This is a genomic window from Hymenobacter terrenus (assembly GCF_000972495.1).
GTDB lineage: Bacteria > Bacteroidota > Bacteroidia > Cytophagales > Hymenobacteraceae > Hymenobacter > Hymenobacter terrenus.
The window spans coordinates 47,553-63,147 of sequence record NZ_LATM01000007.1 but is presented as its reverse complement, the minus strand read 5'-3'; the positions used below and the strand labels follow the sequence as shown (position 1 = coordinate 63,147).

11 protein-coding genes are annotated in these 15,595 nt (G+C 59.1%); 7 read left to right on the top strand and 4 right to left on the bottom strand.

The features are described from left to right. Positions 1 to 6: 6 nt before the first annotated feature. The 4 genes from ureC (at position 7) to ureG (ending at position 6,842) form a co-directional block, all read left to right on the top strand. Positions 7 to 1,722, top strand: a complete 1,716-nt coding sequence (gene ureC, locus WX88_RS11480; protein WP_046244524.1) for an urease subunit alpha — start codon at positions 7 to 9, stop codon at positions 1,720 to 1,722. A gap of 1,213 nt (positions 1,723 to 2,935) precedes the next feature. After that, positions 2,936 to 5,110, top strand: coding sequence for a tetratricopeptide repeat protein (locus WX88_RS27555; protein ID WP_052732601.1), 2,175 nt, complete (start codon positions 2,936 to 2,938; stop codon positions 5,108 to 5,110). Between the two features lie 73 nt (positions 5,111 to 5,183). Next, entirely contained in the window at positions 5,184 to 5,861 is a 678-nt protein-coding gene (locus WX88_RS29995; protein ID WP_156176073.1) for an urease accessory protein UreF, read from the top strand. A gap of 228 nt (positions 5,862 to 6,089) precedes the next feature. Beyond that, positions 6,090 to 6,842 carry an urease accessory protein UreG gene (gene ureG, locus WX88_RS11465; RefSeq protein ID WP_046244522.1) on the top strand — a complete coding sequence of 251 codons (753 nt, stop codon included), beginning with the start codon at positions 6,090 to 6,092 and terminating at the stop codon, positions 6,840 to 6,842. Between the two features lie 5 nt (positions 6,843 to 6,847). On the opposite strand, the gene WX88_RS11460 is transcribed toward ureG, so the two are convergent. From WX88_RS11460 to WX88_RS28745, 3 genes are all read right to left on the bottom strand, one after another. Continuing rightward, on the bottom strand, positions 6,848 to 7,582 hold the full coding sequence (locus WX88_RS11460) for a LytR/AlgR family response regulator transcription factor (protein ID WP_046244521.1): 735 nt from the start codon (positions 7,580 to 7,582) through the stop codon (positions 6,848 to 6,850). A gap of 87 nt (positions 7,583 to 7,669) precedes the next feature. Further along, the gene (locus WX88_RS11455) at positions 7,670 to 8,680 is read right to left on the bottom strand and encodes a sensor histidine kinase (protein WP_052732600.1); all 1,011 of its coding nucleotides are present in this window, start codon (positions 8,678 to 8,680) and stop codon (positions 7,670 to 7,672) included. A gap of 88 nt (positions 8,681 to 8,768) precedes the next feature. Continuing rightward, positions 8,769 to 9,827 (bottom strand): TlpA disulfide reductase family protein, encoded by a 1,059-nt coding sequence (locus tag WX88_RS28745; RefSeq protein WP_072052998.1) that lies wholly within the window; start codon positions 9,825 to 9,827, stop codon positions 8,769 to 8,771. A gap of 363 nt (positions 9,828 to 10,190) precedes the next feature. On the opposite strand from WX88_RS28745, the gene WX88_RS11440 reads away from it, so the two are divergent. Next, a complete protein-coding gene (locus tag WX88_RS11440; protein WP_197076757.1) occupies positions 10,191 to 12,566 on the top strand; it encodes a TonB-dependent receptor in 2,376 nt (791 codons plus the stop codon). Positions 12,567 to 12,638: 72 nt separating this feature from the next. On the opposite strand, the gene WX88_RS11435 is transcribed toward WX88_RS11440, so the two are convergent. After that, the gene (locus tag WX88_RS11435) at positions 12,639 to 13,556 is read right to left on the bottom strand and encodes an urease accessory protein UreD (RefSeq protein ID WP_046244518.1); all 918 of its coding nucleotides are present in this window, start codon (positions 13,554 to 13,556) and stop codon (positions 12,639 to 12,641) included. A gap of 413 nt (positions 13,557 to 13,969) precedes the next feature. Here WX88_RS11435 and WX88_RS11430 point away from each other — a divergent pair, with 413 nt between their 5' ends. Next, positions 13,970 to 14,446 carry a hypothetical protein gene (locus WX88_RS11430; RefSeq protein WP_046244517.1) on the top strand — a complete coding sequence of 159 codons (477 nt, stop codon included), beginning with the start codon at positions 13,970 to 13,972 and terminating at the stop codon, positions 14,444 to 14,446. Between the two features lie 121 nt (positions 14,447 to 14,567). Beyond that, positions 14,568 to 15,068, top strand: coding sequence for an ankyrin repeat domain-containing protein (locus WX88_RS11425; protein WP_046244516.1), 501 nt, complete (start codon positions 14,568 to 14,570; stop codon positions 15,066 to 15,068). The last annotated feature ends 527 nt before the right edge of the window (positions 15,069 to 15,595 follow it).

Sequence of the window (15,595 nt, the reverse complement as noted above, 5' to 3'; positions counted from 1 at the left end):
TAGCTTATGTCCCTCCCCATCTCCCGCCGCGCGTATGCCGACATCTACGGCCCCACCACCGGCGACCGGGTGCGCCTCGGCGATACCGGCCTGCTGATTGAAGTGGAACGCGACTACTGCGTGTACGGCGAGGAATGCAAGTTCGGCGGCGGCAAGGTGCTGCGCGACGGCATGGGCCAGGCCGCCGGCATCGGCCCGGCCGACGCGCTGGATTTGGTCATCACCAACGCGCTGGTGGTCGATTACACCGGCATTTTCAAGGCCGACATCGGCATCAAGGGCGGGCGCATCGTGGGCATCGGCAAGGCCGGCAACCCGCACCTCATGCCCGGCGTCACGCCCGGCATGGTGGTGGGCGTCACCACCGAAGTCATTGCCGGCGAAGGCCAGCTGCTCACCGCCGGCGGCATCGACTGCCACATCCATTTCATCAGCCCCCAGCAGATTCCCGAGGCGCTGGCTTCGGGCGTCACCACCATGATTGGGGGCGGCACCGGGCCGGCGGCCGGCACCAACGCCACCACCTGCACGCCCGGCGCCTTCTACCTCGAAACCATGCTGAAAGCCACCGAGGCCTACCCGCTCAACTTCGGCTTTCTAGGCAAGGGTAACTCCTCCAAGCCCGAGGGCCTGCGCGAGCAGGCCGAGGCCGGGGCCCTGGGCTTCAAGCTGCACGAGGACTGGGGCACCACCCCGGCGGCCATCGACATGTGCCTCAGCATTGCCGAGGAATACGACGTGCAGGTCTGCATCCACACCGATACGCTGAACGAGAGCGGCTTCGTGGAAACCAGCACGGCGGCGTTCAAGGGCCGCACCATCCATTCCTACCACACCGAAGGCGCGGGCGGCGGCCACGCGCCCGACATCATCAAAATCTGCGGCGAGCCGAACGTCATCCCCTCCAGCACCAACCCCACGCGGCCCTTCACGGTGAATACCATCGACGAGCACCTCGACATGCTCATGGTCTGCCACCACCTCGACCGCAACATCCCCGAAGACGTGGCCTTCGCCGAAAGCCGCATCCGGGGCGAAACCATCGCCGCCGAAGACATCCTGCACGACCTGGGCGCCCTCAGCATCATCAGCTCCGATTCGCAGGCCATGGGCCGGGTGGGCGAGGTCATCACCCGCACCTGGCAAACGGCCCACAAAATGAAGCAGCAGCGCGGCCCCCTGCCCGAAGACGCTACCGGCCAGGCCGACAACTTCCGCGTGCGCCGCTACGTGGCCAAGTACACCATCAACCCGGCCCGCGCCCACGGCATTTCGCACGAAGTCGGCTCCGTCGAAATCGGCAAGCTGGCCGATTTAGTGCTCTGGAAACCCGCCTTTTTCGGCGCCCGCCCCGAGATGATTCTCAAAGGCGGCATCATCGCCCAATCCCAGATGGGCGACGCCAATGCCTCCATTCCCACGCCGCAGCCCTCGTTCTCGCGCCCCATGTTCGGCGCGCTGGGCGGTGCCATCGGCAAGAGCTCAATGGTATTCGTATCGGGCGCTTCTGTTGAAAGAGTGCAGGCTGATTATGGCCTCACCAAGCAGGTAGTAGCCGTAAAGAACTGCCGGAATATTGGCAAAAAGGACATGGCTTTGAACGACTACCTGCCGAACATTTCCGTGGACCCAGAGACGTATCGCGTGATGGTGGACGGTGTACATCTCACGTGCGAGCCGGCCGAGGTACTGCCGCTGGCGCAGCTGTATAATTTGTTTTAGCCGCCCTCCGCGTGAACCTCACCCCCTGCCCCCTCTTTTTTGGAGAGGGGGTCAGGGGGTGAGGTTCACGCCAAGAGCAGTCCGCAACTTCTTTACCCCAACACCAAGTGGCGTTACGCACTCGCTAAATAGTTTATTCGTACTGTCTTTTGTCATCTGGTTAGAAGTAGAAGGGTTGTGCGAAACCCCCCACACTTCTCGAAGCTCTGGTTGCGCCAACAGCCGGGGCTTCTCTTTTTACAGAGTAGCCGTTGGCTGGGGGACATACCGAACGCGAGCGCGGTAAAGATAGGCCGACCCGGTTACGGGGCTTGCTCCAGGCTTCCAACGTGGTTACTACCCCTCAAAAATCGTCTCCCAAACCCCAGCCAGCATCCCCGAAGCCTCGCAGCTCGCTACCCAAGCTCCACCGGTCCTGTCCTAAGCACCATGGGCCCCGACCTAAGCATCCGCGCCTGGCTCCAAAGCCTCAGAAAGTGTCCCCGAAGCCTCAGAAAGAGCTAATCATTGTATTTAGGAGGTTGAGTATGGTGTTTCAGGGGGAAACGCGGATTTTTAGGCCGCCGCGCCAAGTCGTCGCTCCATACAGTTCGCCCACCGCCCGCACCTTGTTGGGGTCGGCTATGCTCACGGGTTTGGTTGCCTGTTAGCTCCTCTCTCCTGGGGGCTTCACGCGGGCGTGCCCGGTGTAGAGCCCGCGTCCCATAGGAAGCACGTGAGGTTGGCTAGCGCCGTCGGGTGTGCCCACTTAATGCGGCCGGGCCAGGAGCAGGCCGCGCACAGGACTGCCAGGATGGTGGGGAATTTTTGGCCTGGCAGGCAAATAAAATTATGTTGGTGGGCAACTCTGTAAGGTGCTGACGCGCTGGACGTGCTTGTCGGCGGGCAAAAAGTTGTGGCGTTAGGCGTTCGGTTCGACCATGGTTGAGTAGTGGCAGCACTGTACTTTGGCATTTCGATGGTTCGGGTCAAGCATTTGGCTTGTTGGTTGGTTTAGAGGATGGGTTTGGTCGGGCCTTATTCCATAAAATTATGCGCGGCAATAGCGACCTTCGAGATAAGCCTTTAACCAAAAGGGTATTGGTGCATTGTGTGTATTTGCTGATTTGTGTCACAACTCTTGATTGGAGGTGGGCATCTGCATACCTTCTTTCCTGAGTAATCTACCTCCGATATGAATTTCTCCCGTCTACTAGTAGTACTTTTTTGTTACTTGATTGCTGTTGTTGAATCAGCTCCGTGTCGGGCCCAGCCGGCTGCCTTCACCGACAGCTTACTGACCGTGGTGCGCACCACCCACTCCAAGCCACAGCAGGTACTCACGCTTATCAAGCTTAGTGAATATTTCCGCAACAGCGATTCGACGCGGGCCTATGGCTATGCGGAGCGGGCGGTGGCCCTGGCCCGCCAGCACGCTGACACCCTCGAAGCGCGGGCGCTGTTGGCGCTGGGCATCGTGTACCAATTTCAGGGGCATTATCCGGTGGCCATGACGCACTATCAGCAGGCCCTGAAACGTGCGCAGGCGCATAGGAACATCCGGGAAATAGCGCAGTGCTACCGAACGATGAGCATCTACTACATCAACCGGAGCGAGTTCACCAAAGCGTGGACTGCGGCGCAGTACGAGCTGCCCCTGCGCCAGCAAATGCACGATACAGTGAAACTGATCGGGCTCTACAACAACATGGCCAACATCTTCCGGGGGCAGGGCGACTACCCGGCCGCGCTGCAGGCGTACCTGCGAAGCATAAAAATGGCAAATGGGGCCCGCCGGGCCACCGAAGAGGCCTATGTTTCGGCAAACATTGGCTGGTTGTACCAACAGCTGAAGGACTATCCGCTGGCTTTGCGCTACCTGAACCGGGCCGTTAGCATGCATGAGGAGCAACGCGACACGACCAATACCATTACCGATTATTCTTCTTTGGGGGAGGTTTATACCCTGATGAAACAGTATTCGACCGCGCAGCGATTTCTGGAAAAAAGCCTGCGGCTGGGGCAGGCGCACGGGAGTCGTATCAGCGCCTTGGACAAGGCCCGAACCTACGCCATTCTGGGGCGGCTCCAGGCGAAGCAGGGCCACCACACCTTGGCCTTGCGCAACTTTCAGCAGGCGGAAAAAACCTTCCGCCGAATCCATCAGCACAGCTACCTGATAAAGCTGCTCTCCAGCATGGCCGAGACGTACCATGCCCTGGGGCGGCCGCAGGAGGCTCAGCGGGCCGCAGCGCAAACGCTGGAGTTGGCCCGCGAGACGAAATCCAGCGCTGACTTTGTCGATGCCTGGTGTACCCTGGCCAAGATTAGCGCGGCTAACGGGGATTTTGCGGCGGCCTATGCCTACCGGGTACGCTTCGAAGAGTCGTCCGATAGCCTGTTTAGCGCCCAGAAGGAACAGCAGCTGCTCTCCCTGCAAACCCGGTACGACTTCCGCGAGAAGGAAGCCCAAATTGCGCTGCTGCGAAAAGATACGGCCCTTATGCGGTCGAAAGCACGGCTGCAATACTGGTTTGGGGGGGCCATGAGCGGCGCTTTGCTGCTGGCTTCGCTGCTGGGCATTTCCTGGTACCGGCGCTACCAGGCCCAACGCACCGCCAACCGCCAGCTGCAAATCCGGGACGGCGAGATAGCCGCCAAAAACGATGCCTTGCTCCGCACGCAGCAGCGCTTATACCAGTCGCTGAGCGAGAAGGAAATGCTGCTGAAAGAGGTGCATCACCGGGTGAAAAACAACCTCCAAATCATTGCCAGTCTATTTGCTCTGCAGGCCTACGAGCATCCCAACCTGCCGGCCCTCACCGAGATGCTGCAAGAAGGTCAGAACCGCATCCAGACCATTGCCCTGATTCACGAGCTGCTTTACCAGTCAGCGGACCTGGCCCGCATCGACTTCCACCAGTTTTTGCAGCAGCTCACGGCCTATTTGTCCAATGCCTTTGGCCGTCCCATGCGAATGCGGACCCGGCCGGTCGGGGTGTTCAGCATGCCGTATGCTCAGGATGCCGAGCCTCCGACGGCTGTCCTCATCAATACCCAGGCTACCGGGGTATATCTGAACGCCAGCACGGCGGTGCCATTGGGGTTGATACTAAATGAATTGTTGTCGAACGCTTACAACCATGCGTTCCCGGATGGGCGTAATGGGCAGGTTGACTTGCATATATCGGCGCCGGATTCCTCCGGCACCTTCACGGCCACCATCAGCGACAACGGGGTGGGGCTGCCAAGAAATTTCAAGCTGGAAAACACGTCTTCGCTTGGGCTGCGCCTCGTTAATAACCTTACCCGCCAGCTCAAGGGCACCTTCCAGGCGCAGAACAGCGCTTCGGGCGCCCGTTTTATCATCACCTTCCAAGAAGCGAAAGAAGGTCTGGAAGCTCAGTAACCCTGTTTTCGTGGGGGCCACCTGCCGCGCCAGGGGCTGGGCCACCAATGCTGCCACCAACTCATCCGGCCCTATGCAATTTGCCCGTCTCCTGCACCTAGTCGATTCGGCCATCCCTACGGGCTCCTTCGCTTATTCCTACGGGTTGGAAAGCAGCATCACCTTTGGCCTGGTAAACACGCCCTTTGCCCTGCGGAATTACCTGTATTCCTACCTGCAACAAGCCGGTAACGTCGAACTGCCCTTCATCAACTCCTGCTTCCGACTCGGGCAGGCGGAGCTGAGCGAGGCGTTCCGAACCTTGGCCGAGGAGTACGATGCGCAACTGCTGGTGCCCGCTTTGCACAAGGCCAGCGCCGTGCAGGGGCGCAACTGGCTCAAGCTGCTGGCTTCTTTCTACCCCGCCGCGCAGCTGGAGGTCCTTGGTCAATGGTTTGTGGCCGCGACTATTCCGCCGCACTTCACGCTGGTTTTTGCGCTGGGTTTGCAGCGAGCAGGCTTTGCGCTCCCCAACTTGCAGGCCATGTACCTGCACATGCTGCTCCGCGACCAACTCAGCGCCGCCATCCGCCTTGGGTTTTTGGGGCCGCTGGAGGGCCACCAGTTACAGCACGATTTCTACGCCGTGTTCGACCACATCCTGGCCGCCCAGGCCGGCAAGGAATACGGCGAGGCCACCCGCTCCGCGTTCCTGCTCGATGCCGTGCAGGTACTGCACGAGGATATGTACTCCAAGCTCTTTCAGAATTAAGGCCCGTTATGTAGGGTAAAGGAGCTGGTCCTGTTGAAAAGAACGTCATGCTGAGCAGAGCCGAAGCATCTCGCTCGGGGGAGTAAACCAATCAATTGAGTTACTACCACAGGCGAGATGCTTCGGCTCCGCTCAGCATGACGTTCTTTTATGCTTGGATGGCCTTTAGCACTTTGATTACGGCGGACCGCCTTTAAAATTCAACCTTCAAAACTCAAAACTTCCCCAATGGCTTTTGTCGAAAAACTCGCGCTGCTGCTCCACGGCCACACCCACGAGGCATATGAATCGCCCGGCGACTTCAATGAGCGCGAAACCCGGCGGCTGCCTTCTTACCGCAACTTCCGCAAGCGGGCCTTTACCGTGGGCATTGGCGGGCCGGTGGGCACGGGCAAAACGGCGCTGCTCAAAGCGCTGTGCGAGCGGCTGCGCCACGAGTTCGAGCTGGGTGTGGTGACCAACGACATTTTCACCCGCGAAGACGCCGAATTCCTAATCCGCCACAGCGCCCTGAATGAGGACCGGATTGTGGGCGTGGAAACCGGGGGCTGCCCGCACGCGGCCATCCGCGAGGACATTTCATTGAACATGGACGCGCTGGAAGGACTCATGGCCCGCTTCAACTACGGGCTCGATTACCTGTTTGTGGAAAGCGGCGGCGACAACCTGGCCGCCCATTTCAGCCGCGAGCTGGTCGACTATTCCATCTACGTCATCGACGTATCGGGCGGCGACAAAATTCCGCGCAAGGGCGGCCCCGGCATCACGCAATCTGACCTGCTCATCATCAACAAAATCGACCTCAAAGACCTGATAAAAGCCGACCTCGGCGTGATGGAACGCGACTCCCGCAAGATGCGCGGCGAAGGCCCCTTTCTCTTCGCCCGTGCCATCGACGGCCACGGGCTGGACGACATTATTGCCCACATCAAAGCCGCCAAAGCCCGCGCCCTGGCCGCCGTGCGCGAAGACAGGCGGTAGCGTATTTACGCTTCCCTAATCAGACGGTATAGCTGCTCGCGGTAGGTTTCGCTGACGGGAATGAGTTTCTCGCCGATATAAATCGTGTTGCCGTCGACCATCCGAATCTTATCCAGCGATACGATGAAGGACTTGTGCACTCGCAGGAAAGGCGGCTGGGGCAGCGTTTCGGCCAGCTCTTTCAGTGTTTGGTAGGTGACTACCCGTTGGGTGGGCAGCTGAATGGAAACATAGTTGCTCAGACCTTCGATGTACAGAATATCGGGGTAGCTGATGCGCAGGTACTTGTTTTTCGTCTCGCCTTTCACGAACATGTGGCCGGGAGGCGAAGTGACCACTGGAGCCATTGCCGCGGCTGGCGGGGCCACTGGCTCCGGCGGCGTGCCGGGCAGCAGGGCCAGGGCTTTCTGGGCCGCTTTCAGGAACCGCTCAAACGAAATTGGCTTGAGCAGGTAGTCTACCACGTCATTTTCGTAGCCTTCGAGCGCGTATTCGGGGTAGGCGGTGGTGAGAATCACCTTGCACTTATTGCCATTGAGCTTCAGGAATTGCAGGCCGGTGAGCTTGGGCATCTGGATGTCGAGAAACACCAAATCGGCGCGGCCCTGCTGCACCCACGTCAGGGCTTCGACGGGGTTGGTGGTGGCACCCACCAGCGCCAGGAAAGGTACCTGACCGATGTAATCGGCGAGAATGGCCAGGGCAGGAGCTTCGTCGTCGACGGCAAGGCAGCGAATCATGGGCAGTGGAAAAGGGAAGTAATAAAGAACGCCAGGCGGCACGCAGCGCGGCCGGCCGTGTGGCGTGCGGGCCGAAATCGAAAACCGCTACTGCGCCAGCCGGAGCGAGGTAGTGAACTGCTGGCCGGCCGCGGCGATGCACAAGCGGTGGCGCTCGGGGTACAGCAGTTCCAGCCGGCGGCGCAGGTTGTGCAGGCCAATGCCGGTGGTGGCGTCCTTCTGGTAGTCGCTCCGCCGGTTTTCGACTTCGAACAGCAGCTCATTCGGCTCGAGGGCGAGGCGGATGCGTACGGGCTCAGCCGGGTCGTCGAGGACACCATGCTTCATGGCATTTTCCACGAACGGAATGAGTACCAGCGGCGCCAGGCGGTGGCCGGTGGGCTCGCCCGTCACGGTGAAATCGACGAACAGCTGGTCGGGGAAACGCAGCCGGTAGAGGGCCAGGTAATTGTTCAGGTAGTCGATTTCCTGAACGAGGTCGACCTGGCCATTGCCGCTGTCGTGCAGCATGTAGCGCATCAGCTCGGCTAGCTTGAGGATGGCGGCGGCCAGCGGTTTGGCCACCGGGTAGGCCATGCTGTAGAGCATGTTGAGGGTATTATAGAGGAAGTGCGGGTTGATTTGGGACTTCAGAAACGCTACTTCGGCCGCCCGTTTTTCGTCGCGCAGTTGCTGGTTTTCCCGCTCGGTGCGCAAGGCGGCTTGCCCGGCCCACAGGGCAGCACTAATCACAATAGCGGGGCTGCCGTAATAAATGTTGTCGAAAATGTAACTGGTAAAGGGAGTATCGAAATAATTGTGAACCCCCAGCACGGCCGGGTACAGCACTTCCTCCAGGCTGTAGCGCAGCCCGATGAATAGCGCCATGACGCCCGCCAGCGCCGCCACCAGCTTCAGGGGCTGGCTCGTCCGCAGGAAGCGCGGAAATACCACCAGGTAGCAGAGGTAGAATTCGGTGGCCTGAACAACCAGAAACGAGAGCGAGAGCCACAGGTGCACCCTGAGCGGCAGCTTCTGCTGCACGAAGTGGCCCAGCAGCTCATAGCTCGCGTAGGCCAGCCAGCCCAGCAGGTGCAGGTGGCGGGTGTTTTTGGTCATGATAACGACGGGAAGAATAAGGGGTAGAATGCCATCGAAGGGCTCAATATAATTGCCTATTGCTTTTCAGAAATCAGCCTTGATGAAATCACTTCAACACCTCAGCCAACTTCACCGTTAAGGCTTCGGGAGAGAGGTTTTTGGCAATAATCTGCCCCTGCGGGTCGAGTAGAAAAGACTGGGGGATTTCTCTCACGCCGTAAGTGGCCGCTGGTGCGCTATCAAACCCCTTCAGGTCCGATACGTGGGTAGGCCAGCGGAGCTTGTCCGCTGCTACGGCTTTTATCCAACGGTCACGGTTATGGTCCAGCGATACACTATACACGGTGAACCCGGGGCCTTGGTCTTTAAATCTCTCATAAGTTTTAACCAGATTGGGCGACTGTTGTCGACAAGGTCCGCACCAGCTGGCCCAGAAATCCACCAGCACGTATTTGCCGCGCAATTCGTGTAAAGCCACCCGTTTGCCGTTTGGGAGCGCCTCCTCAATATCAGGGGCGGTGGTACCTATGGCAGTGGGTTTCAATAGCGCCCTTTTTGCCCGCAGCCGCCGATAGAAAGGTAGCTCAGGATGGGCTTTTTGTTGTATCAACGCAATAGAATCGGTGAATTGCGCGTCTTGCTCGGGATCAAAGAAAATTTGATTACAGGCTATAAAGCCGGCGGCGGCCGACGTGGCATTGCGCCGGATAAGGTGTTTAATGGACGCTACTTTTTGCTCCATACGGCTACTGGTATCGAGCATTATTCCGGTCATTTGATGCACCAATTCAGATTCAGGACTGCCTTGCACGGAGTAGCTGCTTATCAGATTTTGAGCGTCGCCGTGCAGTTGCAGGCGGGTATTGTTATTAAGCACTACAAGTACCCGGTTATCATCACTGAGGCTGATTTGATAAAGTCCGGGCGTCGTAGCCTTGCCCTGCAACGCAAAGCTTCCCTGCGTATCTGTTCTGCCCGTATTTTTTTCGACAACCTTGCCGCCATTTAGTTGGGCTAAATAAACGGGCGTGCCAGCCGGTGCATGGCTTAGTTGTCCGCTTATCGTGTAGCCGTCAGTTGCCGCGGTATTCTGACAGGCTTGGTTGAGAAGTGAGAGAATAAGCGCACACACAAAGGGTGAAAAAGAGCGAACTAACGGGGTCATTGAAGTGACAGTTGAAGATGAATGCCAAAGAGGTTTTTGACACCCCAGTATCTATTCGGTAATTGGTGCTTATTCGTCCTGGAGATGTCTGGGAAAGCGGAGAGTAGCGCCATTCAGCGCCGGAAATGAAGAGCCCAAAACTATGCTGAGGTATTAGCCGCCGGCAGTTTTTTATCCCAAAGTCCCGGTTTAGAATGTGAATTGGAAAAACGCGTGCCTTATGGGGTGACATCGGGTTTGAGGGAGTTGGGATAATCTTTTTTTAGGCCGGTATAGCGGGGACTCACCTTTGGCTCATCATTCAGTCACCACCCTTTTCTGATGCGCCCACTTGCTTATTGCCGTCGCTGCCTTTTTCTGCTTGTGCTATTTATCCTGTCAGGATTGGCGCAACGTACGCAGGCCCAAACCACGGTCTCCGGCACCGTGCTCGACCAGGCCGGCCAGCTCCTGGCCTTCGCTACTGCCGTGCTGCTGCAATTGCCGGATTCTGCCATTGCCAATTCCCAGACCACGACTGAGCAGGGTGCTTATGCCTTCGCTAGTGTGCCGCCGGGCCGCTACTGCGTGAAAGCCCTGCTGCTGAGCTACGCCTCAGCTCGCAGCGCTGCTTTTGCCGTAGCGCCCGGCGACCACCCGGTAATGGTGCCGCCCCTGCGCCTCACCACCGTTGCCACGGCTCTGAAAGAGGTAACCGTGCAGGGCCGCCCGCCTGTGCTGGAGCAGCACGCCGACCGCACCGTGCTGAACGTGGACCGCCTGAGCACGGCCGGCGACAATGCCCTGGAAGTGCTGAAAAAGGCGCCGGGCGTGCAGCTCGACAAAGACGACCACCTCATCTACCGGGGCAGCGCGGGCATCAACGTGCTCATCGACGGCAAGCTAACCTACATGTCGGGCGAGGCGCTGACCAGCTACCTCAAGTCCTTGCCCGCTTCAGCCATCAGCCAGATTGAGCTGATTCCCAACCCACCCGCCTCAATGGATGCGGCCGGCACGGCGGGCGTGCTCAACATCCGGCTACGACGCAACCAGCTGCCCGGCCTGAACGGCACGGCAACCGTCAGCGCGGGCTACGGCCGCTACGAAAAAGGCTCGGCCGGCACCAACCTGACCTACAACGTGGGCAAGGTGCGGCTGTTCACCCGCCTCGATGCCGGCCGCTACAACTCCTTCAACCGTCTGGTACTGGTGCGCCACATCCGCGATACCACTTTTGAGCAGGTGAACTACTGGCGCCCGCTTAGCCAGGACCTCAATTACACCGTGGGGGCCGACTTCGCCCTGACTGCCCGCCATACCCTCGGCGTCCAGCTACGCGGCAGCACCGGGAAAACCACGGCCCAGACCACCAGCGAGTCAAACGCCACCGATGCCGCTGGCCGGCTGCGCCTCGACAACCCCCAAGTTGGCCATGATGCCAATTTCGGTCTGAACCTAAATTATTGTTGGGCCCTCGACAGCGCCGGCCGCGAGCTGACCACCGATGCCGACTACGTGCGCTACACCACCGATAAGAACCAGCGGTTTAGCAACGTGGCTTTCGGGCCAGACAGCGAACAGGCGCAGGACGCCGGGCAGCTGCGCAGCGCCCAGTCGTCGGAGGTAACCATTCGGGCCCTGAAGGCTGACTATGTGCATCCCTTTGCCGGCACCGCCTGGCGGGCCGAGGCGGGTGCCAAAATAAGTTGGGTGACCACCCGCAGTGCCATTCAGTTCGACCAGCTGCGGGCTGCGGAGTGGCAACTCGACCCGCTGCGCACCAACCAGTTTCAGTACGACGAAACCATCAGCGCCGCTTACTTCAGCCTGAGCATTACCCTGGGCCATCTGGAGTTGAAAGGCGGCTTGCGGGGCGAGCAAACCCACTCTCTGGGCGAATCGGCCACCACCAGCCAGCGCGTGCCCCGCGACTACTTTCAGCTATTCCCCAGCCTGTTTGCCAGCTATAAATTCAGCGAGCAGGACCAGTTGGGGGTGTCGGTGAGCCGCCGCATCACCCGGCCCGCGTACCACAGCCTGAACCCGTTTCTCTTCTACACCGACGCTTACACCGCCCTGCAAGGCAACCCCTTCCTGGCCCCGTCGCTCTCCCGCTCGTTCGTGCTGAACTACCTGCACCGTGATTTTCAAGTGTTGAGCCTGAGCTATCTGCTCGAAACCAACGCCATGAATCAGGTGGTGTATCAGGACGACCAAACCAAAGTCACGACCAGTATTCCCCAGAACCTGGACCGGGCCGTTACGTTTAGCCTGACTTCGGGTGGCCACACTGACATCACCAAGTGGTGGGGCACCGACAATCAGCTCATTGGCTCTTACAACGAAGTGCAATCGCGGATAGAAAACCGTCCGGTGCGCCTCACTCGCTTCGCCTGGTCGGCCAGCTCCGAGCATACGTTCACACTGCCCCGCCACTTCAAGCTGCAAGTCGATGGCAATTATAATTCACCCTCCGTGTACGGCTTGTTCAACATGAAAGCGAGCGGGTCCTTCAACCTGGGCTTGAAAAAGCAACTGTGGGCCGATAAAGCCACTCTCAGCCTGAAAATGCGCGACCTGTTTTACACCGACCGTTTCCGCAGCTCCGTCGTCTACAACAACGTGAACATGACCTGGAATAACCAATACGAAAGCCGCCGCCTGACGCTGACCTTCACCTGCAAGCTCGGCAGCGGTAAAACCCAGGCCCGCCGCGCCGTCGGCACCAGCGACGAGGAAGGCCGCGTAGGCCACTAGGAAAGTAGCGCGGACTTTTAGTCCGCGTATATGTAGAATGACTCTGCATACAAACCAGAAGCCCGGGCTACATCAATACTTCCGCTTCAGCGGATTATACCCCAGCAGTTCCTCCGCCGCCAGCCCCGCCAGCAGCGCATCGCACAGCGGCTGCAATGCCATCCGACTACGGGCGGCGGCGCGCAGCACGTACACATTCTCCCTCGCCTTAGCCACGGAAAGCAGCACCGGCTGGCCGCTGATGTTGAAATGCGGCCCGGTGCTGCCGGGCATCTTCTGCTGGGCCAGCAGTGCCGCCAAGTGGCGGAAGCGCGCATCGGAGGGGCTGCCCACCAGATACGCGGAAAAGAAAGTTTGATAGTCGGCGAAGTTGCCGGGCGAAGTGGCAATGTGCTCGTCGGGGCTGAACGCAAACCTATCCAGCAGCACCAGCCGCCCCGCCACTCGCACCCGCAGCTCCGAATGCAGGGCGGTAAAGGCAAACTGCTCGCCCTGGTCCATGCGGCCCGAGTGAAACCAGTCGACCAGCAGCAGCAGCGCATCGGGCTGCAGGTGCCACTCCTGGGTTTGGTGGTAGCGGCTTTCGGCTTGCAGCACCACCGGGTCGGGGAAAACCACGGCCAATGCCCCGGCTCCCAGCTCGCCCAGCGTGTGCTGCTTGGCCGTGGCTCCGTCAATCGAGCGGAAAATCCGGGTGCTGGCCTGCGTGCTCACCATCAGGCGCGCGCCGGCTTGCCCCGTGATGCGCAGCCGAATGGCATCGCCGGCCACCATGCCGCCGCCGTAGCTCGACAGCACCACGTGGCAGGCGGCGGTAGGCGAGGAGGGGTTGAAAACTTTGAGCGGCTGCACGTTTTCGCAGCTGATGAGCCGTGACCGGCCGCGCACTGGTGCCACCTCCAGCCGGCTCCAGGCCGGGGCAGCCTCCAGACGGGCCGGAGCAGGATCGGCGGTAGCCGCTAAACGGGAAGTTGCATCAGATAGGGGCACGGTGCCGCTAATTACGGCCCTGCCGCCTAGTCGCCACTACTTACCCTGAAAAATGCGCCAACGTTGGCACACAACAAGGGGCGGGTTGGTCGCGTTCTGAAACGAGGGCGCGGCTGTATATTAGGCTATTGCCGCGTTTTTGATATGCAGAACTATTACCGCGTCTTAGGGGTCGACCCCATGGCTACGGCCCAGGAAATTGAGTTAGCCTACGTGCGCCAGCGCACCCGCCTCCGGCGTCTGGCTGCCCTCGACCCTGCCATGAAGCCTCGCCTGGCCGAAGTAGAAGCCGGCTACGGTATCCTGGCTCACCCCCGGCGGCGCATTGCCTACAATGTGCTGCTGGCCCAGGAGCCCGTCGCGGCTACGCTGCCGCCCCCCCGGCCTACGAGCGCCTGCTGCGCCATGCCCGCGTGGCCCGCCGCCTCAATGCGGCATTGCTGCTCTGTTGCCTGCTGCTGGGCCTCGACTGGGCGCTGCCCTTGCGCGAATACGCCCACGAAACCGTGCGCAGCCGCTTTCCCATCTCTGTTTCCGTCTCGCTGTCCGACCCGCAGCTGGCCTACCGGGTGCGCACCGAGCACACTTTGTTTCGGCTGCCCAGCTCCATCAGCCACCGCGTGCGCGAAGGCCAGCCCATCACGGTGTGGCAAACGCCGCTTTTAGGGGTAGTGCGTCGCGTGAGTGCACCCGACTCGCCCGATGGCGCGGCCCCGTTTCAGCCCTACGGCGGTACTATATACGGCACCTTTGTTGTGTTGCCGCTGCTACTGGGTGCCGTGTCTGCCGTGGGAGTAGCACCCGGTCGCACCCCCGAAACAGTCGTAAACACCGCCGCCGTCGGCGGGTTATTAGCCCTGTTGACCTTAGTGGTGCTGCTGTGGTTTTGATGCAGCCAGTAGCCAGGGCGGGGGCAGGCGAAGGTCAAATATGCCCCAACTATTAGCAGCGCCATACCGAATACGGACTAACACAACTACTCATTACCCACATACTGATTACTGATTTCTCATGAATTTTACTTCTGCCCACCCCGAAGATGTGTTGTTTGATGCCGCCCGCCGCGGCGATGTAGCCACCATTCAGGAGTTGCTTGCCACTGGCCTGGACATCAACACCACCAACGACAAAGGCTTCACGGCTCTCACTCTGGCATCCTACGACAACCACTTCGACGCCACCAAATTTCTGCTCGAAGCCGGGGCCGACCCCAACTTGCAGGACATCACCGGCAATTCGGCCCTGATGGGCGTCAGCTTCAAAGGCTACCCCGAAATTGCCCGCCTGCTCATCGAGCACGGCGCCAACCTGAACCTGCAAAACGGCAACGGGGGCACTGCACTCATGTTTGCCACTCTCTTCGGCCGCAACAATCTGGTGAAGCTTCTGGTCGAGGCCGGTGCCGACAAAGCCATTCTCGACGTGCGCGGCTTCACGGCCCTGCACCTCGCCGGTCAGCAAGGCAATGAAGAAGCCTGGGCCTTGCTCGGCGGCGCTCCGGCCGAAGCATAAAATACTGGTTTAAATACAGTACGCCCGGCCAGGCATCGGGAAGCAGCCCACCGCGACAAACAACTAATCCTCCCGATTGAGTTGCACGGATGGTGGGGCTGCTTCCCGGTGCCTGGCCGGGTGCTTTTTGAGTAAGATTTAGACTTTTATGGAAGTCCTTCCGTAACAATCTTTCTTCCTTGCTAAAGGTGGTAAAACCAGCTTACAAGGCATTCGCCAGGGCGCTACTAACGCCCAATAATTTGGATTAGCAGAGGGTCTATTAAGGCATTTATTGTACTGCTAATAGTACATTTCTATCGGATTTAGAGAATAAATAAAAAATGAGCCTATTTATAGAAGGCAGTTATATGTTGCCAGCTAAAAATTTACTTTATTTGTTCTAGAATACTGGCAAACTGCTTATAGTTAAGCTTATTCACTGTGTAGTATAATTGATTAAATTTTGCTATGTATTGTATTATGCTAATAAGCGGCAGGCTGATTTTGCACACTGCTGAAGCGTGTTACACACTACAGAATAGTTG

Excerpts from the sequence above, each read along its gene's own strand:
- ureC (WP_046244524.1), top strand. The coding sequence starts at position 7 with ATGTCCCTCCCCATCTCCCGCCGCGCGTATGCCGACATCTACGGCCCC.
- WX88_RS29995 (WP_156176073.1), top strand. The coding sequence starts at position 5,184 with ATGCAATTTGCCCGTCTCCTGCACCTAGTCGATTCGGCCATCCCTACG.
- ureG (WP_046244522.1), top strand. The coding sequence starts at position 6,090 with ATGGCTTTTGTCGAAAAACTCGCGCTGCTGCTCCACGGCCACACCCAC.
- WX88_RS11460 (WP_046244521.1), bottom strand. The coding sequence starts at position 7,582 with ATGATTCGCTGCCTTGCCGTCGACGACGAAGCTCCTGCCCTGGCCATT.
- WX88_RS11455 (WP_052732600.1), bottom strand. The coding sequence starts at position 8,680 with ATGACCAAAAACACCCGCCACCTGCACCTGCTGGGCTGGCTGGCCTAC.
- WX88_RS28745 (WP_072052998.1), bottom strand. The coding sequence starts at position 9,827 with ATGACCCCGTTAGTTCGCTCTTTTTCACCCTTTGTGTGTGCGCTTATT.
- WX88_RS11425 (WP_046244516.1), top strand. The coding sequence starts at position 14,568 with ATGAATTTTACTTCTGCCCACCCCGAAGATGTGTTGTTTGATGCCGCC.